The sequence below is a fragment of the Shimia sp. W99 genome, assembly GCF_053851455.3.
In genome coordinates this window covers 583,945-601,755 of sequence record NZ_JBSQBU020000001.1, presented here as the reverse complement: position 1 = coordinate 601,755, position 17,811 = coordinate 583,945, and the positions used below count along the sequence as shown (strand labels likewise).

Sequence of the window (17,811 nt, the reverse complement as noted above, 5' to 3'; positions counted from 1 at the left end):
CTCGCTGGCCCGCCAATCCTGCAGGCCTATCAAACAAATACGAAACCGAAGCGTGACAGGATCACGCCTCGCTGCAGAATATAACGTCAAACCGGCGCTTGCCAAACCCCGGCGGCGCGAAAGCCTGTTTTAGTCGGCGCTGCGCCCTTTGAGATGCTTGCGCAAGCGGCTGGGGGTCGACTTCTTGCGCCCCTTGTAAGGGTTCTTGTCACCCTGCCCCCGCATGGTGAGCCGGATTGGCGTGCCGGGCATTTCGAAATCCTCGCGCAAGCCGTTCACGAGATAGCGTGAGTAGCTGTCGGGCATCTTGTCGGGGTGTGAGCACATCACGACGAAGCCCGGCGGGCGGGTCTTGGCCTGGGTCATGTAGCGCAGCTTGATGCGCTTGCCCTGCGGTGCGGGCGGCGGGTGCTGTTCAAGCATGCCCGCGAGCCAGCGGTTGAGCTGGGCGGTGGAGACGCGACGGTTCCACACGTCATAGGCGCGCAGGATCGCATCGTGCAGCCGCTCAAGCCCCCGGCCCGTCTTGGCTGAAACGGTGATCAGTGGCGCACCGCGCAGCTGGGGCAGAAGGCGTTCAAAGGCCTCCTTCAAGTCTTTGAGTTTCTGCTGTTTTTCGTCCTCGATGTCCCACTTGTTCACGGCCACCACGACGGCGCGGCCCTCGCGTTCGGCGAGGTCGGCAATGCGTAGGTCCTGTTGTTCGAAGGGAATGGCCGCGTCCAGAAGCACCACCACGACCTCGGCGAACTTGACCGCGCGCAACCCGTCCGAGACCGACAGCTTTTCCAGCTTGTCCTGAACCTTGGCCTTCTTGCGCATACCCGCCGTATCGAAAATCCGCACTGGGGTGCCGGACCAGTCGGTGCGCAGCGAGATCGCATCGCGGGTGATCCCGGCCTCGGGCCCGGTCAAAAGACGATCCTCGCCGATGATCTTGTTGATCAGGGTGGACTTCCCGGCATTCGGGCGGCCCACGACGGCAATCTGCATCGGTTTGTTGGGGCTGATGCTGAGCGAGGGGCGCGCTTCGAAATTGTCTTCGTCCTCGTCCTCCTCGTCGAGGTCGATATCCACTTCGACCTCTGGCGCGTGGCTTTCGGCGCGTTTTGCAAACTCATCGGCCAAGGGCATAAGCTGGGTGTAAAGGTCGTTCAGACCTTCACCATGTTCGGCGGACAGGCGGATCGGTTCTCCCAGCCCCAGCGACCAAGCTTCGATCACGCCGGCATCTGCTGCCGCGCCTTCGCCCTTGTTGGCGGCAAGGATCACGTGGGCCGACCTTTTGCGCAGGATCTCGGCAAATATCATGTCGGTCGGTGTCACCCCGGCGCGGGCGTCGATCATGAAAAGGCAGATATCGGCCATGTCCACGGCGCGTTCTGTCAGGCGCCGCATGCGGCCCTGAAGGCTGTCATCGTTGGCATCTTCGAGTCCAGCGGTGTCGATCACGGTGAATTTCAGGTCGCCCAGACGCGCCTCGCCCTCGCGCAGGTCGCGCGTGACGCCGGGCTGGTCGTCGACCAACGCCAGTTTTTTGCCGACAAGGCGGTTGAACAGGGTGGATTTGCCCACATTGGGCCGCCCCACGATGGCGAGTGTGAAACTCATGTCCGAAACTCCGAAACGCTCGAAGACGCTTCGTTACAGCATTTGTGCGTCAACGGAAAGCGTGCAATTCGCCCTTGCTACCGACGACATAAAGAACACCACCCGCGACCACCGGGTTGGTGGTGGCGCCTCCGGGAATCTCGGTGCTGTAGAGCAAAGCGCCGGATTTCGGGTCAAACATCCGCAGCAGGCCATCAGATGACGCGACGGCCAGACGTCCCCCCGCAAGCACCGGCCCGTAATGGGCGAAGATGCGCGACTGTTTCTTGGGCTTTTCCTTGACGAACAGCGGCAGGTCCTGGGACCAGATCACGGTGCCATCCGATGCGTTGATCCGCACCAGCGTATTGCGTTCGCTGACAAGGAAGAGCGACCCGCCCGCCGGGAAGACCGGGCTGAGCGCGCCTTCGCTCGCCGTCCACAGGCGGTTGCCGGTATCCACGTCCAACGCGACAAGCCGCCCGGAGTGGTTGGACACATAAACCGTGTTGCCCACAATCACGGGGTCGCCCGAGAGATCGCCGACGGTATTGATGGCGCGGCCCGCACGCTGTCCCGAGATGCTGACATTCCAGCGCCCGACGCCGCCACGGCGGAAAGCCGCCTGCACTTCACCCGATCCGTAGGCAAAGATCGCAAGCCGGTCGTTGATGGCCGGGGCCGAAGGGCTCTGGACGTTCTGTACATCCGGGAGCGACAGCAACTGCCATTCGACCTTGCCGGTATTCTTGTTGATGGCCCAACCAGTGGAATCGCCGGACACGGCATAAACGAGGTCACCATAAACGGTCGGGGTGCCGCTACCCACGGCCTCGAACCGCTGCTCCCAGAGATCGTTGCCGGTGCGGGCATCAAAGGCGCGCAGGCTGCCGAACCCGGTGGTCACGAACAGCTTGCCCCCTTCAAAGGCGATACCGCCGGTCGAGGCTTCGCCTGGCTTGTCGCGCGCGGTGGCGAGGTCGCGTGTCCAGAGCGTTTGGCCGTTCAGAGAAGTCGCGGTGAGCGTCGATTCGGAATCGACCGTGTAGATGCGCCCGTCGCCGACAACCGGATCGGCCGTGATGCGGGTCTTGCGGGATTCGCCTTTGCCGATGGGTGCCGACCACGCCAACACTGGCGTGGGCGACAGGGCGGCGTGGGCCACGCGATATTTCGGGGTGCCAATCCGGTGGGTCCAGCTGGCATTGCGCGTCTGTTTCGGCAGGCTGATCGCGGGGGAAGCGTTCTGGATTTCTTCTTCTGCCGGGCGCAGGTCTTCACGTTCACCGGGAAGAATGCGCTCGGGTTCCGAACAGGCTGTCAGAACGGCCATGCCGACCGTCGCCATGATCAAGATCTTGCTATTCACCGCTCCGGCCCCCACCAGACTTGTTCTATTGGTCGGCAGCCGCGCCTGTTGTACCGGCAAGCGTACCGCCCAGTGACACAATCAACTGAGATGCGCGCTGACGCAAGCCCGCAGACACGTTCGCGTCAGCGATAATGGCATTCAGGCGTGAAATCGCCTCATCTGATTTGCCTTCCTCGATATCGGCCATGGCCAGTTGTTCCTGTGCCAGAAGGGCCAGCGGCATGCCAGGGGCGGCCATTGCTTCGAGCGCAATGCGGCGGTCGGCCATCGGCATGTCGGACCCACGTGCGAGGATCGCCTTGAAGGCGGCGATCTGGCGATAGATTTCGGGCACATCGCCACCGGCGCTGGCGATCCCGTCCAGCGTGGCAGCCGCGCCGGCGGAATCTCCGTCGGTGATTTGGTGGGTTGCCAGCAGGAAGTCGGCAATGATCTGCGCCTGGGGCGAGGCGATATCGGCCTCTTTCAGTGCAGCGATGCGGGCGGCGTCGTCATTGGCCTCGATCGCGGCAAGGAGCGCATCCCCTGTCGCCTCGGCGGCGGCGCGGGCCTGGGCCTTGTTCCATTCGTTCCAGGCCGCGGCCCCTACGATCAGAACGATCACCACAACCGCGATCCAGCCATAACGGCGGATCATCGCAAAAAGCCGGTCGCGGCGGACCTCTTCGGTGACTTCCTCGATGAAACTGTCGGTATCGCTCACGCCCGCTCTCCCTTTGATTTGCCCCCTCTTATCGCGTTGTTCCGGGACTGCCAAGTCATCGCGGGCCTGCCCCGGAGTGTGGCAAAGACGCGACAAGTTGACTTGCAGACAAGGGGCGAGGGCCATAAACTGAACAGATCGGTTCAGAAATTGGCCCTGGGCGCTTGTTTCTTCCGTCTGGCACGCCAATATGTCAGCCCAACACGCGCGAAATTTGCAAGGACGTACATCATGCGCTTGATTCCGGCTTTGACCGCAATCCTCGTGACAGTTTTCCTCTTTTTGATTGTGGTCGAAAGAGACCACCTGCTTGCCTTTGCTTCAGGCGGGGGCACCAAGGATGCCGCCACCACCACGCAGGATGGCGATACCGGCGCAGATCCGGCCACGTTGGCGGCACAGGAGAATGTCGTGCGCGTCGTGGCCATTCATTCCAAGGCACAGATGATCGACAGCGCCGTTGTGCTGCGCGGCCAGACCGAGGCCGACCGACAGGTTGAGATGCGGGCCGAAACATCGGCCCAGATCGTGTCTAACCCATTGCGCCGAGGCGCGCATGTCAAGGAAGGTCAAGAGCTGTGCCGTTTGGACATAGGCACGCGAGAGGCCGTTCTGGCCGAAGCAAAAGCGCGGTTGGCGGAAGCCAATGCGCGCGTTCCATCGGCACAGGCTGCCCAGATCGAGGCGAGCGCCCGGCTTGAGGAAGCGCTGATCAACGACAACGCAGCGCGCAAGCTCTCCGAAGGCGGCTATGCCTCTGAAACCCGCGTGGCCTCGGCCCGCGCCGCGGTGCGGTCCGCAGAGGCGGCAGTGCAATCGGCCAAGGCAAACCTTGAATCAACGTTGGCGGGGATCGAATCCGCACAGGCGCTGGTGGCTACGGCGCAACGCGAGATGGAACGTCTGTCGATCACCGCCCCCTTTGACGGCCTGCTGGAATCCGATACCGCGGAACTCGGCAGCCTGATGCAGGCGGGCAGCGTCTGTGCCACGGTGATCCGTCTGGACCCGATCAAGGTCGTGGGCTTCGTGCCGGAAACCGAGGTCAACCGCGTCAAGCTTGGCGCACTGGCCGGGGCGCGGCTGACCACGGGTCAGCAAGTCGCCGGACAGGTGACATTCCTGTCGCGCTCGGCCGATCCTCTGACCCGGACCTTCCGGGTCGAGGTGGATGTACCCAACCCCGATCTCAACATCCGGGACGGTCAGACGGCGGAAATCCTGATTGCCTCGGACGGCGCGAATGCCCACCGCATTCCGCAATCCGCCCTTACGCTGAACGATCATGGCACGCTGGGGGTACGCCTTGTGGGGGCCGAGAATATCGTGGCCTTCAATGCCGTCACCCTGCTGCGTGATGCGCCCGAGGGCGTCTGGGTCGAGGGCCTGCCGGATGAGGCCGACATCATCATCATCGGTCAGGAATATGTCGAGGAAGGCGTGCGTGTCCTTCCGGTGTTCGAGGAGCCCGCCTGATGATCGGTATCGTCGACTGGGCCGCCAGCCGGGCCCGCATGGTCATGGCCTTTATCCTCCTATCGCTTGCGGTGGGGGGATATGCCTATTGGGGCCTGCCCAAGGAAGGCGAGCCGGACATCCAGATCCCGGGCCTCTTCGTATCGGTCCCCTTCCCCGGCATCTCGGCCAATGATTCCGAAACCATGCTGGTCAAACCGATGGAGACCGAGCTTTCGGACATTGACGGGCTGAAAAAGATGTCGGCCACGGCGGCAGAGGGCTATGCCGGGATCTTTCTCGAATTCGAATTCGGCTGGGACAAATCCCGCGTGATGGCGGACGTACGCGAGGCGATGAACACCGCCGAGGGCAAGTTCCCGGACGGGTTCGAGAAATACTCGATTAACGAGATCAATTTTTCCGAATTTCCGATCATCATCGTCAACCTGACTGGCGACGTGCCGGAACGCACCATGTTCCGCATCGCCAAGTCCCTGCAGGACAAGCTGGAATCGCTGGACGCGGTGCTGGAAGCCGGGATCGCGGGCAATCGGGACGAGATGGTCGAAGTGGTGATCGACCCGCTGCGCCTTGAAAGCTACAACGTTACGGCAACCGAGCTGATCAATGTCGTGGTCAACAACAACCAGCTGATCGCGGCAGGCGAGGTAGACTCGGCACAAGGCTCATTCGCGGTCAAGATCCCGTCGAGCTTTGACAAGCCGCGCGACATCTACGACCTTCCGGTCAAGACCAATGGCGACCGGGTTGTCACGCTGGGCGATCTGGCCGAGATCAACCTCACCTTCGAAGACCGCGCCGGAACCGCGCGGTTCAACGGTGAAAACACGGTTGCCCTGCAGGTGGTCAAACGCAAGGGGTTCAACCTGATCGACACGGCGCAACTGGTCAAGGAAGTGGTCGCGGCCGAAGAGGCCGACTGGCCGGATGAGCTGCGCGCTGCCGTAGAGGTGGGAACCTCGAACGACCAGAGCCGCGTTGTCGGCTCGATGGTGAGCCAGCTTGAGGGTTCGGTTCTGACCGCGATTGCGCTGGTGATGATCGTGGTGCTGGCCGCGCTTGGCACACGTGCGGCGCTGTTGGTGGGCTTTGCGATCCCGACCTCGTTCCTGTTGTGTTTTGCGCTTCTGGCGATGATGGAAGTGACGATTTCGAACATCGTGATGTTCGGTCTGATCCTTGCCGTGGGGATGCTTGTCGACGGCGCCATCGTGGTTGTCGAATATGCCGACAAGCGCATCAACGAGGGCATCGGCCCGATGCACGCCTATGTCGAGGCCGCAAAGCGCATGTTCTGGCCGATCGTCTCGTCGACCGCGACGACGCTTTGTGCCTTTCTGCCGATGCTGTTCTGGCCGGGTGTGCCGGGCGAGTTCATGGGCATGCTGCCGGTCACGCTGATCTTTGTGCTGTCGGCCTCGCTGGTTGTCGCGCTGATCTACCTGCCGGTAATGGGTGGTGTGTCGGGGCGGCTCAGCCGCCTGTTCCACCGCGCCTCCGAAGGGCTGCGTGCTCGTACGCCCTATTGGCTGCGCGCGTTGCTTGTGCCGCCGTCTCTGTACCTGATCTTTGTCGGTGCCATGCAGACCCTGAACCCCGCCTACCTGCTTGGTGACGCGGCGCCCCAGGGTGGGCTGATGGCCTTCTTGCCTGGGTTCATCCTGTTCATGGCCGGGGCCTTTGCCGCGTCGATCACGCTGGATGCGGCGCGTATCGAGCGCAAGCGCAAGACGGTCAAGGCGGGTTTCCGCCTGACCCCGTTCGGCTGGTTCATCAAGCTGATCGCGGGCAACCCGATCATGCCTCTGGTCAGCATTGGCGCGGTGATTGCGGTAGTGATCGCGGTGTTCGGCTACTTTGGTGAAAACAACAAGGGTGTCGAGTTCTTCGTGGAATCCGAACCCGAGCAGGCCATCGTCTATGTCAAGGCGCGCGGAAACCTGTCGCTGGAGCAGAAAGACCGGCTTGTCAGCCAGGCGGAAGAGGTCGTGCTGACCCATCCCGGTGTGAAGACGGCCTTTGCCTTTGCCGGCGAAGGGGGGCTTGATTCCAACACCGGCGGTGCGCAGGCGCCCAAGGACATGATCGGGCAGATCCAGCTTGAGACAATCCCGTGGGAAGACCGCCCCGACGTGCATGAGCCGTGGTTCACGATCCCGATCCTGAACTACACTGTGACCCGTGCCATCAAGGATGAACGCTGGGACGGGAACACGGTTCTGGATGAGCTGACAGTCGAGCTTGACAAGATTGCCGGTGTGCAGATCGAGATCCTCGAAGCGTCGCGCGGCCCGGCCTCGGCCAAGCCCGTGCACCTGCGGGTCAAGGGCGACAACTGGGAAGATCTGCTTGCCGCGGCCACGATTGCGCGGGAAAAGATGGATGCCACCCCGGGGCTGACCCTGATCGAAGACACACGCCCCCTGCCCGGCATCGACTGGGAAATCAACGTGGACGTGGCCAAGGCCGGCCGCTATGGCGCGGATGTGCGCACCGTGGGGGCAATGGTGCAGCTCGTGACGCGCGGCATCCTACTTGACACGATGCGAGTCGACAGTTCGGACGAGGAAATCGAGATCCGCGTGCGCCTGCCCGAAAGTGATCGGGTGCTGAGCACGCTCGATACGCTCAAGGTGCGCACCACCGAAGGGCTGGTGCCCCTGTCCAACTTCATCACCCGCGAACCGGTCGAAAAGCTGGCAGAGATCAACCGCGTGGACCAGACCCGTTACTTTGACGTCAAAGCCGGGATAGAAAGCGGCATGATGGTGCTGCACAACGCCGAAACCGGCGAACGCGAGGTACTGTCTGCCGAGAGCTGGAATAATGACACCGCGCTTCAGGAAGACTGGCGCGCCAAGGGGTTCAAAGCCACGGTACTGACCCCGAACGAGCGGATCGCCACCCTGACCGAATGGCTTGAGACCGACCCGTTCCCCCGCAGCATCGACTATGAATGGACCGGGGATCAGGAAGATGAGGCCGAAAGCCAGGCCTTCCTGCAAACCGCCTTTGCCGGGGCGCTGGGGCTGATGTTCATCATCCTGCTGGCGCAGTTCAACAGTGTCTACAACTCGGTGCTGGTGCTTTTGGCGGTGGTGTTGTCCACGACGGGGGTTCTGATCGGGATGCTGGTCATGGATCAGGCGTTTTCGATCATCATGACCGGAACCGGGATCGTGGCGCTTGCCGGGATCGTGGTGAACAACAACATCGTTCTGATCGACACCTATCAGGAATACAGCCAGTACATGCCCCGGATCGAGGCGATCGTGCGCACCGCGCAAAGCCGTATCCGCCCCGTGCTTTTGACCACGATCACCACCATGGCGGGCCTCGCCCCGATGATGTTCGGCCTGTCGCTGGACTTTATCAATGGCGGTTATTCGATCGACTCGCCCACCTCGCTCTGGTGGAAACAGCTGGCTACGGCGGTGGTGTTCGGACTTGGCATTGCGACGGTCCTGACGCTGGTCTTCACCCCGTCCATGCTGGCGCTGCGGGTCTGGGCAAGCACCTATTTCCACTGGTTGATGATGCTGTTGGCGCGGCTGTCGTTTGGGCGCACCAGCAAGGCAGGTCAGGATTGGGCGCTGCGTCGTGCGGCGCGCAAGCTCAGAGGGCCTGTCATCATCTGGGACGACATCCCTGCCCCGGAGAAGACGCCTGAAGCCGATGACAGCGCCGAGGGCGAAAGTGAAAGCCCCCCGTCACCGAATGCGCCGGACGCTTTGCGCGCGGCGGAATAAGCGCCGTGTTCAGCGGTCTGCGCGTGCGATAACCACGCGCAGACCGGGACGTAGAACGCCTTTGGGATTGGGGAATTCGATGATCAGGGTGCCTTCGCCGGTTTCCCGGTTGATATCGTTGCCGATGCCGCTGAGGTGACCCATTTCTTGATAGGGCGTGCCATCGGGAAGCGACAAGGCCACGGGAATGCGCCGCAGCTCCTCGGCCGAATAGGTCCCGCGTTTCAGCTCGCGCAGAACCCACTCCAGATCGACCGCCACACGTACATCGATCGGATCGAGCTGAGCGACGGTGGCGATGGAGCCGCTTTCGACCACATTGAAATTCGCCCGCTCGTTGAGCCGTGGCGCGGAAATGATACCATTGGCCGGGGCCGTCAATCGCGTCGCCGCAAGCTCGGCTTCGGCGCGTTTGACATCAATTTCCGCGGTCTTGACCAAGAGCTTCGCGGCCTCGACGGCAAACTCGGCATCCAGATAGCTCGCCTCTGCAACCGCTTCGCGTTCGCGCAGTTCCTGCATCCGTTCCAGATCATCTTCAAGCTGCTGCAACTCGGCCCGTTGGATGTCCAGAAGCGATTGAACGCGCTCAAGTTCCAAACGCCGGAAGTCGTCCACGAGTTCCACCAGCAGATCACCCTTGGCCACGATGTCGCCTTCGACGAAATGCAATTTTTCGATCTGCCCGTCAATCACGGGTGCGATGTCCCAGCTGCGCGTGGGTGTGACATAGCCGGTGCCTCTGGCGACCCTCTCCTCGGCCTGCAACATTGCAGGCAGGACGACCGTGCAAAGCGCAGTTATGGCCGTCATTCGTTTCAGTTTAGAGATCACGGTTATTCGCCCCGATTGCGCCCATGTTGGCGCAAGCTTGCCGCGAGACGCACTTTCAGACAAGCCTGTTGTCCGACCAAAGCATTGACAATACCAACAGTTTCGCCCTCCTTTCTCAGAAAAGGAGTGTGAAATGCCCTGGCCCGCCAATTCTGGTACAACCGACAGCGACCGCAAATCTTGGCGCGACAGATATGGCAAAAGCGATGCCGAGGCCGGGATCGAAACGACCGAGAATTTCGAACCCTTTTCGCAGCGCAACGACCTGTTTACCCGCGCCTTCTGGGACCCGGAGGTGCGCAGCAAGCAGACCGACGCGTTCTTTGAGAGTTACCGGATGAAGGCCAGCTATCGCAAAGGGGATGGCTTCCGGCAAAAGGACTTTGCCCTGCGCAACGCAAGCTGGCTGATCTCGGACATCATCTCGAACCGCAGCGCCGCCGAAGGGCGAAGGGAAGGATTCCAAGCCCCGATCGGCTGTGACACGCCCGTGGCCGAGGTGCGCGAAGAGATCGACAATCCGGCCGCAATGAGCGTCGAGATCAAGCGGATTGCGCGGTTCTTTGGTGCGGATCTGGCCGGGGTGACGGAGTTGGACCCGCGCTGGCTTTATTCGGCGCGGGTGGATGTGCGCGATTTCTCCGAGGCCGAGAACACGCTTCCCGAAGGTCTGACAAGCGTCATTGTTCTGGGACACCAGATGGACAAGGAACTGGTCGCAACCTACCCTTCGGCGCTGGCGGGGGCCGCGACGGGGCGGGAATACAGCCATGAAGCCGCCATCGTGATCCAGCTTGCCGCCTATATCCGCAATCTGGGCTATGAGGCGGTGCCGTCGATGAATGACACCGGGCTGGTGATCCCCTATGCGGTCAAGGCGGGGTTGGGCGAATATGCCCGCAACCAGATGGTGATCACACCGGAGTTCGGCCCGCGCCTTCGGTTTTCCAAGATTTTCACCAATCTGCCGCTGGCTCATGACACGCCCAAACGCCCCGGTGTGGCCAGGTTCTGTGACATCTGCACCGCCTGCGCCGATGCCTGCCCCGCCAAGGCGCTGCCGTTGGGGCCGCCCGGGGAAAGCCCGCCCGATGATGTCTCGGCCATTCGTGGCGTGCGCAAGTGGACCTCGGACGCCAAGGCCTGTTTCGGCTATTGGGCCAAGCTGCAGTCGGACTGTGCGATCTGTATGCGGGTCTGCCCGTTCAACCGCGATTTCGACACGTGGCAGGACCGGCTCTGGTTGCGGGTGGCTCTGTCGCGGCTCCGCAAATTCGCGCTTTGGTGGGATGCGCGGTCAGACCGGGCCAAGCGGTTGAAGCCAAAGGATTGGTGGGACAGCGCCCAAAGGCGCTGAACACGCTAAGGCTTAGGCTGCTGCTGCGTCATCATCTGATGCCTGCCGCTGCCAGAGCTGAGCATAGCGCCCGCCCTTGTCCAGAAGTTCGGTATGGGTGCCCCGTTCCTTGATCACGCCCTGCTCCAGAACGATGATCTGGTCCGCCTCGGCAATGGTCGACAGACGGTGCGCGATGGTGATCACCGTGCGCCCCTGCCCGGCCCGTGCCAGCGCGCCCTTGATCTCCTGTTCGGTCTCGGTATCAAGTGCGGATGTGGCCTCGTCCAGCAACAGGAGCGGCGGGTTCTTGAGAAGCGTGCGGGCAATGCCGACGCGCTGTTTCTCGCCCCCTGACAATTTCAGCCCCCGTTCGCCCACCATCGTGTCATAGCCTTCGGGCAGGCTTTCTATGAAGTCGTGTATCTGGGCCGCGCGCGCCGCCTCGACAATCTCGGAGTGGCTGGCCCCGTCGCGCCCATAGGCGATGTTGTAGCGGATGGTGTCGTTGAACAGCACTGTGTCCTGAGGCACGACGCCAATGGCGTCATGCAGGCTTTCCTGGGTCACGTCGCGCACGTCCTGGCCGTCAATGCGCAGCGCGCCGTTGTTGACATCATAAAAGCGGAACAAGAGCCGTCCGATGGTCGACTTACCGGACCCCGACGCGCCGACAATGGCCACGGTCCGCCCGCCGGGCACCTCGAGGCTGACCCCATGCAGGATCGGACGTGTTTCTTCATAGCCAAAATCGACTGCATCCAGTTCGATCCGCCCTTCGGTCACAGACAGCGGCTTGGCATCGGGCTTGTCCGAAACCTCGGCGGGTTGTTCGAGAAGGTCGAACATTTCCCCCATGTCCACAAGGCTTTGACGGATTTCGCGATAGACCGTGCCAAGGAAGTTCAAGGGCATGGTGATCTGGATCATGTAGGCGTTGACCATGACGAAATCACCCACGGTCAGGGTACCGTTCTGTACACCAATCGCGGCCAGAACCATGACCCCGACAAGGCCGGAAGTGATCAGGAGGGACTGGCCGAAATTCAGGAATGCCAGCGAATAGGAGGTTTTGAGCGCAGCGCGTTCATAGCCCTGCATGGCCGCGTCATAGCGGGCGGCCTCGCGCTTTTCGGCGCCGAAATACTTGACCGTTTCAAAGTTCAGCAGGCTGTCGATGGCCTTCTGGTTGGCATCGGTGTCCTGATCGTTCATCTCGCGGCGCAGTTTGACGCGCCATTCGGTGACCTTAAATGTGAACCAGACATAGGCCGCGATCGTTACCGCGACGACGACCAGATACCAGACATCGAACAGCCAGAAGAGCACGGCCGCGATCAGAAAAAGTTCCAGCACCAGCGGCCCAATCGAGAACAAGAGGAACCGCAACAGGAACTCGACACCCTTCACGCCGCGTTCGATGATGCGGGACAGCCCGCCGGTCTTGCGGGTGATATGATAGCGCATCGACAGGCGGTGGATGTGTTCAAAAGTCTGCAGCGCCAGCGTGCGCAGCGCGCGCTGCGCCACCTTGGCAAAGATCGCATCGCGCAACTGCTGAAACCCGTTGGTCATCAGACGCGCCATACCATAGGCCACGGTCAGCCCGACGGCGCCAAGCGCGAGCGGTGGCACGCCCTCGCCCGCCAAAGCATCAACGGCGGCCTTGTAGAGCATCGGCGTGCCCACGGCGATCAACTTGGAGGCCAGCAGCGCGACCAGCGCCAGTACGACGCGGATCTTGACCCAGTTCTGGTCCTCGGGCCAGAGATAGGGTGCAACCCGGCGGATCGTGCGCCAACCAGATCGCTGTTCGTTGCGCGCAAGTTCCTCTTCAGAGGCCGTATGCCACTTTGTCATGCTGCCATTCCCGGTTGCTGGTCGCTAAGACCTAATATCTGCAACCGGAAACTACCACCCTTCACGAGACAACAAATCAGTCCCGCACAGGCACTTCAAAAATCTGACCCGGATAGATCAGGTCAGGGTCACGGATTTGATCCTTGTTGGCCTCGTGAACATGCACGAAATGCACGCCGCTTCCGTAATGTTCGGTGGCAATCGCCCAGAGCGTGAAGCCCGGTTGAACAGTGACAAGCTTGACGCTTGGGGCGGCGGGTTCAGGCTCGGCCGGTTGTTCCGGCGCGGGCGCTGGCGTCGGTGTCGGAACAGCTTGGACCGTTTCGCCCGAAGTTTCCGCCTCTGCGGCTACGACGACCGTGCTGTCGCTCGATGCCACCTCTTCCGACGCTGCTTGGGTCGAGGCGGCTTCCGCGGTTTGCCGCGGTTCGGGATCCGGCGTTGCCGCCGGGACGGATTCCGCCGTCTCCTGCGGTTCTGCGTCTGCCGTGTCCGCCGGTTTGGCGTTGGCAGTTTGCGTCGATGCTGTTTCCTGAGGTTGGTCGGTGACAGCTTCCGCCGTCTGCTCGGGTTCGGTCGCCCCGCTCTCATTCGCGGCGGGGGCCTCGGTCTCTGCCTCCGGTTCTGCCTCAGCCTTGGGCGCAAGGGCCGCCAGAACTTTTTCCTGTGTCTCACGCTGGAACGGGATCTCGACGCGCGACATCACTTTTCCGGTCTCATCAACTTCGTCGACCCGCATCTGATACAGACCGGGGTCGACATCGGTCAGCAGTACCTGCCACTGTCCGGCCGTCGAAATCGCAGCTTCGTCGGCCAGATCGTTATCAAGATACAGGCGAACAAACTTGTTTGCCTGTCCCCGCCCCGAGACCGCGACGTCTCCGGTTTCGGAATAGCTGATCCCGTCTATACTCACGGCCTGCAGCACTTCGGGTGCGTCGGTTTCGGGCGCGGCAGGTTGCACCACCCGAACGCCGCCCTCATCCGCCACCAGCACCGCAGGGGCGCGTTTGGGTGCAGTTTCTTCGACGTCTGACTGCACCATGTCGGTTTCTGCCACCTGTTCCGGGGCCGTTTCCTCGGCGGCTTCTGCCGTCTCAGGTGCCGCTGGCGCTTCTGCCTCGGCCACAACAACGGGCGTCTCGTCCACGTCTGGCGCAGTCGGAGCCGCGGGGGTCGGGATCACGGGCGCGATAATAAAGCTGGCGTCCGAGAAGAGATCCCCTTCTTCGCGCCGTTGAACAAGGGTTAGCACACGTGGTTGCGGGCTCGGTTCGATCAGGAGGATGCTCGCGAATTTACCCGCTTCGTCCGCGGAAGCCTGCGCCACCTCATCCCCATCCAGAAGAATGCCAATCAGTGCCCCCGACGCGGCACGACCGGCGATCACGGTGTTGCCCTCGCCGTCCACGCGCACCACATCAAAGGCGGGCAGGATCGGCGCGGCTGCCTCATCCACCTCGGCAGGTGTGGTCTCGGCCTCTGCGGTCGCCTCTTCTGCTGCGGGAGCGCTCTCCTGCGGCGACGGGGCCTCGGTCGTTTCCGTCGGAGTTGCGGGCGCAGGCGCGGAGGGCGCTTCGGCCTTTGATTCCGGCGCGACTTCCGGTTCGGGCTTGGGTTCCGGCGCACTTGGCGCGACGGCCACGGCGGGCGCCGGCTTGGTCGGTTCCACAGGCTCTGGTTGCTTCAATACGCCACTGGCGACCAGAGCCACGCCAATCACAACGGCCCCACCGCCCACAAGGGCTGCATTTCCCCCCAGAAGAGATGCTAATTTGCTCATCGCCGATTATCCCCCGAATTCGGCTGTCATAAGGTTGAGCGACCTTATCAACGCGCGTATCACTGGTCAAAAGCGCTTTGAACATATTGGAGAAATTCATGACAACGCACTCGGTCTGTGTCTTTTGCGGCTCACGTTCGGGCCAGGACCCCGCTTATCGCGCAGGCGCAGAGGCGCTTGGCGAGATTATCGCCGAACGCGGATGGCGTTTGGTCTACGGTGCGGGGGACATCGGGTTGATGGGGGCCGTGGCCAACAGCTGCCAGATGGCGGGCGGTGACACGTTCGGCGTGATCCCGACGCATCTTCTCAAATGGGAGGTAGGCAAGACCGACCTCAGCCGCTTTATCGTGACCGAAAACATGCACGAGCGTAAAAAGGTCATGTTCATGAACTGCGACGCACTGGTGGTACTGCCCGGCGGGGCGGGATCACTCGACGAGTTCTTCGAAGTGCTGACATGGCGGCAGCTTGGCCTGCACCAAAAACCGATCATCATTCTCAATATCAACGGTTTCTGGTCGCCGCTGGTGGCGCTGGTGGATCATGTGATCGAACAGGGCTTTGCCGAAGACTCGCTGCGTGAGTTCTTTCACGTTGTTGATGACGTGGCCGGGGCGACCGAAGTTCTCGACGCGACCTTTTCCTGACGCCACGAGGACAGGGAATAGAGCGCCAGCGCCGCCCAGATCATCGGGAAGGCAATCATGTGCCAAAGGCTGAACGGCTCGGCAAAGATCACGACAGCGCACAGGAATTGCAGCGTGGGGTTGAGGTATTGCATCAGCCCCACGGTAGACAGCGGCAATTGCCGCGCCGCGCGTGAAAACAGGATAAGCGGCGTTGCCGTCAGGGCCCCTGAAAACACCAACAGAACAGAATCCTGCAAGGATTGGCCGAAAACCCCACCCCCGGAACTGTGGAAATGCCACAGCACGAGGATCGCGATGGGACAAAGCAGCAGCACCTCGGCGGTGACGGACACCACGGGGCCAAGCGGCAGACGTTTCTTGAGCAGACCATAGAGCCCAAACGTGCCCGACAGGATCAGCGCGATCCAAGGTGCGACGCCAAGCCCGACCGTGAGCACCACAACCGCCAGCCCGGCCAGACCGACCGCCAGCCATTGGGCCGCTGATTGGCGTTCCCCAAGAACAACGCGCCCAAGAAGCACGGACACCAGCGGAAACAAGAAATACCCCATGCTTGCTTCGGTCGCCTGATCCGAGCCGACGGCGCTGATGAAGACAAACCAGTTGGTCGAGATGAGAAGTGCGGCGATCAGCACCCCGCCGCCCTGTTTCAGCGGACGCCCGGCATGCGCCAGTTCCCGCAGCCGTCCCTGTACCATGAGCAGCCCGGCAAAAAGCGTTGCGGACCAGATCGTGCGATGGGCCAGAACCTCGATCGGAGCAATATGGGCCAGAAGTTTGTAGTAGAGTGGCGACAGGCCCCAGATGACGCAGGCCAAGATCATCGCCAGAAATGCCCGCTTGCGTTCGCTCATGCCCCTGCTTCCTTGTCCAACGCCTGTTGATGGACCGGGCAAGCCGGGTTGGCAAGTCGCCTAGAGTTTTTTCGCCCAGCTTTCGCGTTCTATGGCAATGCGTTCCGGGTCCATGAAGTGATCCAGCATCGCCGCCCCGGCCACCTCGTAGGCCTGTTCCAGGGGCAGCGCGATCTGCGCATCAAAGGCCGCCTTGCCTTGGCGGATTGCGGGGGCGTGTTGCGCGGCCAGTCGCCGGGCAAAATCACTCACCGTGTCTGCAAGGCACTCGGGGGTCGAGACCCGGTTGATCAGCCCGACCCGATGCGCCCAGACCGCGTCGACGGTCTCGCCCGACAAGGCCAGTTCCATCGCGTGACGGCGCCCGATCGCCCGCGCCACCGCCACAAGCGGTGTTGAACAGAAACCGCCGTTTGTCACACCGGGCAGGCAAAAGCGCGCCTGATCTGAAGCAAAGGCCAGATCGCAAGTGGCCACCATCTGCAACCCCGCCGCCGTGGCGATGCCCTCGACTCGCGCAATGGTTGGCCTTGGAAACGTCGCCAGTGCCGTCATCATCGCCGCGCAATTGTCGAACAGGCGGCCAAGATACGCCCGCCCGTCATCAACCTCGGCGCGGCAGGCGGCGATTTCCTTGAGGTCATGGCCGGCGCAAAAGATATGGCCCGGCCCATAAAGCACCAGAACCTTGACCTCTGCATCCTGCCGCGCGCGCGCCAGCGCCGCATGAAGCGCGCCGATCATCTGGCTGGACAGCGTGTGCGCAACGCCACCGCCAAGTGTCAGCGTGAGTACGCCTTTCTCAAGCGTCTCTGTCACAAGCTTGGACTGGTCTTTGGCCATTGCGTTATCCTCCCGCCGCGCAGAATGCACAGGCCGCCCTGCCCTGACAATCCCTCGTGCGGAAACGAAAAAGGGCCAGCCCCATGGCCAGCCCCTTCCAATTCCATATCGCCCGCGGCTTACATGCGCGAGGCGACGTTTTCCCAGTTCACGAGGTTGTTCAGGAAGTTGTCGAGATACGCAGGACGCTTGTTGCGGAAGTCGATGTAGTAGGAATGCTCCCACACGTCGCAACCCAGAAGCGCGGTCTGACCAAAGCAGAGCGGGTTGACGCCGTTCTCGGTCTTGGTCACGGCCAGCGAACCGTCGGCGTTTTTCACGAGCCAGCACCAGCCCGAACCGAACTGGCCTGCGCCTGCGGCGGCGAACTGCGATTTGAACTCGTCAACCGAACCAAAGCTCTCGACCAGTGCTTTTTCCAGCTCACCCGGCATGGCCGACGCGCCCGGCCCCATCATTTCCCAGAACTGGTTGTGGTTCCAGAGCTGCGAGATGTTGTTGAAGATGCCGTTCTGAGCAACCGCGCCCGCGTCGTAGGTGCCGGTGATGATCTCTTCCATCGACTTGCCGTCCCACTCGGTCCCGGCGATCAGCTTGTTGCCGTTGTCGACATAGGCCTTGTGGTGCAGGTCGTGGTGATATTCGAGCGTTTCGGCGCTCATGCCTTTGTCGGCAAGGGCGTCGTGGGCATAGGGAAGATCGGGAAGTTCGAAAGCCATTTCAAAGTCCTCTTGGTTGTTCGAGCGTTAAATGAT

General features: G+C 61.9%; 13 protein-coding genes. 4 read left to right on the top strand and 9 right to left on the bottom strand.

Translation table 11 applies throughout. From position 1 onward, the window contains the following. Positions 1 to 129 precede the first annotated feature (129 nt). Genes der through ACS3QZ_RS02865 form a run of 3 tightly spaced genes read right to left on the bottom strand, consistent with a single transcriptional unit; the run spans position 130 to position 3,665 of the window. Positions 130 to 1,611, bottom strand: coding sequence for a ribosome biogenesis GTPase Der (der, locus tag ACS3QZ_RS02875; RefSeq protein WP_456036483.1), 1,482 nt, complete (start codon positions 1,609 to 1,611; stop codon positions 130 to 132). A 49-nt stretch (positions 1,612 to 1,660) separates the two neighbouring features. Continuing rightward, positions 1,661 to 2,959, bottom strand: coding sequence for a PQQ-binding-like beta-propeller repeat protein (locus ACS3QZ_RS02870; protein ID WP_456036482.1), 1,299 nt, complete (start codon positions 2,957 to 2,959; stop codon positions 1,661 to 1,663). A 25-nt stretch (positions 2,960 to 2,984) separates the two neighbouring features. After that, entirely contained in the window at positions 2,985 to 3,665 is a 681-nt protein-coding gene (locus ACS3QZ_RS02865; RefSeq protein ID WP_456036481.1) for a tetratricopeptide repeat protein, read from the bottom strand. A 231-nt stretch (positions 3,666 to 3,896) separates the two neighbouring features. On the opposite strand from ACS3QZ_RS02865, the gene ACS3QZ_RS02860 reads away from it, so the two are divergent. Together ACS3QZ_RS02860 and ACS3QZ_RS02855 are read left to right on the top strand one after the other, a co-directional pair. After that, entirely contained in the window at positions 3,897 to 5,141 is a 1,245-nt protein-coding gene (locus tag ACS3QZ_RS02860; RefSeq protein ID WP_456036480.1) for an efflux RND transporter periplasmic adaptor subunit, read from the top strand. Next, entirely contained in the window at positions 5,141 to 8,893 is a 3,753-nt protein-coding gene (locus tag ACS3QZ_RS02855; protein ID WP_456036479.1) for an efflux RND transporter permease subunit, read from the top strand. The genes ACS3QZ_RS02860 and ACS3QZ_RS02855 overlap by 1 nt, the downstream gene beginning before the upstream one ends. A gap of 9 nt (positions 8,894 to 8,902) precedes the next feature. On the opposite strand, the gene ACS3QZ_RS02850 is transcribed toward ACS3QZ_RS02855, so the two are convergent. After that, positions 8,903 to 9,727, bottom strand: coding sequence for an efflux RND transporter periplasmic adaptor subunit (locus ACS3QZ_RS02850; protein WP_456036478.1), 825 nt, complete (start codon positions 9,725 to 9,727; stop codon positions 8,903 to 8,905). A 133-nt stretch (positions 9,728 to 9,860) separates the two neighbouring features. On the opposite strand from ACS3QZ_RS02850, the gene ACS3QZ_RS02845 reads away from it, so the two are divergent. Beyond that, on the top strand, positions 9,861 to 11,084 hold the full coding sequence (locus ACS3QZ_RS02845; RefSeq protein WP_456036477.1) for a 4Fe-4S double cluster binding domain-containing protein: 1,224 nt from the start codon (positions 9,861 to 9,863) through the stop codon (positions 11,082 to 11,084). Between the two features lie 12 nt (positions 11,085 to 11,096). Here the strand turns inward: ACS3QZ_RS02845 and ACS3QZ_RS02840 are convergent, their stop codons facing one another. Together ACS3QZ_RS02840 and ACS3QZ_RS02835 are read right to left on the bottom strand one after the other, a co-directional pair. After that, positions 11,097 to 12,923: an ABCB family ABC transporter ATP-binding protein/permease gene (locus ACS3QZ_RS02840; RefSeq protein WP_456036476.1), complete on the bottom strand. Its 1,827-nt coding sequence runs from the start codon at positions 12,921 to 12,923 to the stop codon at positions 11,097 to 11,099. Between the two features lie 76 nt (positions 12,924 to 12,999). Beyond that, complete coding sequence (locus ACS3QZ_RS02835) at positions 13,000 to 14,706, bottom strand: LysM peptidoglycan-binding domain-containing protein (RefSeq protein ID WP_456036475.1); 1,707 nt, start codon at positions 14,704 to 14,706, stop codon at positions 13,000 to 13,002. 98 nt (positions 14,707 to 14,804) lie between these two features. Here ACS3QZ_RS02835 and ACS3QZ_RS02830 point away from each other — a divergent pair, with 98 nt between their 5' ends. Then, entirely contained in the window at positions 14,805 to 15,356 is a 552-nt protein-coding gene (locus tag ACS3QZ_RS02830) for an LOG family protein (RefSeq protein ID WP_456036474.1), read from the top strand. Here the strand turns inward: ACS3QZ_RS02830 and rarD are convergent. The 3 genes from rarD to ACS3QZ_RS02815 all read right to left on the bottom strand — a co-directional run bounded on the left by rarD (position 15,299) and on the right by ACS3QZ_RS02815 (position 17,775). Next, complete coding sequence (gene rarD / locus ACS3QZ_RS02825; protein ID WP_456036473.1) at positions 15,299 to 16,213, bottom strand: EamA family transporter RarD; 915 nt, start codon at positions 16,211 to 16,213, stop codon at positions 15,299 to 15,301. The two genes, ACS3QZ_RS02830 and rarD, sit on opposite strands and share 58 nt — an antisense overlap. A gap of 60 nt (positions 16,214 to 16,273) precedes the next feature. Next, complete coding sequence (locus tag ACS3QZ_RS02820) at positions 16,274 to 17,056, bottom strand: enoyl-CoA hydratase-related protein (RefSeq protein WP_456036472.1); 783 nt, start codon at positions 17,054 to 17,056, stop codon at positions 16,274 to 16,276. 119 nt (positions 17,057 to 17,175) lie between these two features. Then, the gene (locus ACS3QZ_RS02815; RefSeq protein ID WP_456036471.1) at positions 17,176 to 17,775 is read right to left on the bottom strand and encodes a superoxide dismutase; all 600 of its coding nucleotides are present in this window, start codon (positions 17,773 to 17,775) and stop codon (positions 17,176 to 17,178) included. Positions 17,776 to 17,811 lie beyond the last annotated feature (36 nt).

What these genes read in the sequence shown, in the direction of transcription:
- der (WP_456036483.1), bottom strand. Translation starts at nt 1,611, where the DNA reads ATGAGTTTCACACTCGCCATCGTGGGGCGGCCCAATGTGGGCAAATCC.
- ACS3QZ_RS02855 (WP_456036479.1), top strand. Translation starts at nt 5,141, where the DNA reads ATGATCGGTATCGTCGACTGGGCCGCCAGCCGGGCCCGCATGGTCATG.
- rarD (WP_456036473.1), bottom strand. Translation starts at nt 16,213, where the DNA reads ATGAGCGAACGCAAGCGGGCATTTCTGGCGATGATCTTGGCCTGCGTC.
- ACS3QZ_RS02860 (WP_456036480.1), top strand. Translation starts at nt 3,897, where the DNA reads ATGCGCTTGATTCCGGCTTTGACCGCAATCCTCGTGACAGTTTTCCTC.
- ACS3QZ_RS02830 (WP_456036474.1), top strand. Translation starts at nt 14,805, where the DNA reads ATGACAACGCACTCGGTCTGTGTCTTTTGCGGCTCACGTTCGGGCCAG.
- ACS3QZ_RS02840 (WP_456036476.1), bottom strand. Translation starts at nt 12,923, where the DNA reads ATGACAAAGTGGCATACGGCCTCTGAAGAGGAACTTGCGCGCAACGAA.
- ACS3QZ_RS02820 (WP_456036472.1), bottom strand. Translation starts at nt 17,056, where the DNA reads ATGGCCAAAGACCAGTCCAAGCTTGTGACAGAGACGCTTGAGAAAGGC.
- ACS3QZ_RS02845 (WP_456036477.1), top strand. Translation starts at nt 9,861, where the DNA reads ATGCCCTGGCCCGCCAATTCTGGTACAACCGACAGCGACCGCAAATCT.
- ACS3QZ_RS02815 (WP_456036471.1), bottom strand. Translation starts at nt 17,775, where the DNA reads ATGGCTTTCGAACTTCCCGATCTTCCCTATGCCCACGACGCCCTTGCC.
- ACS3QZ_RS02835 (WP_456036475.1), bottom strand. Translation starts at nt 14,706, where the DNA reads ATGAGCAAATTAGCATCTCTTCTGGGGGGAAATGCAGCCCTTGTGGGC.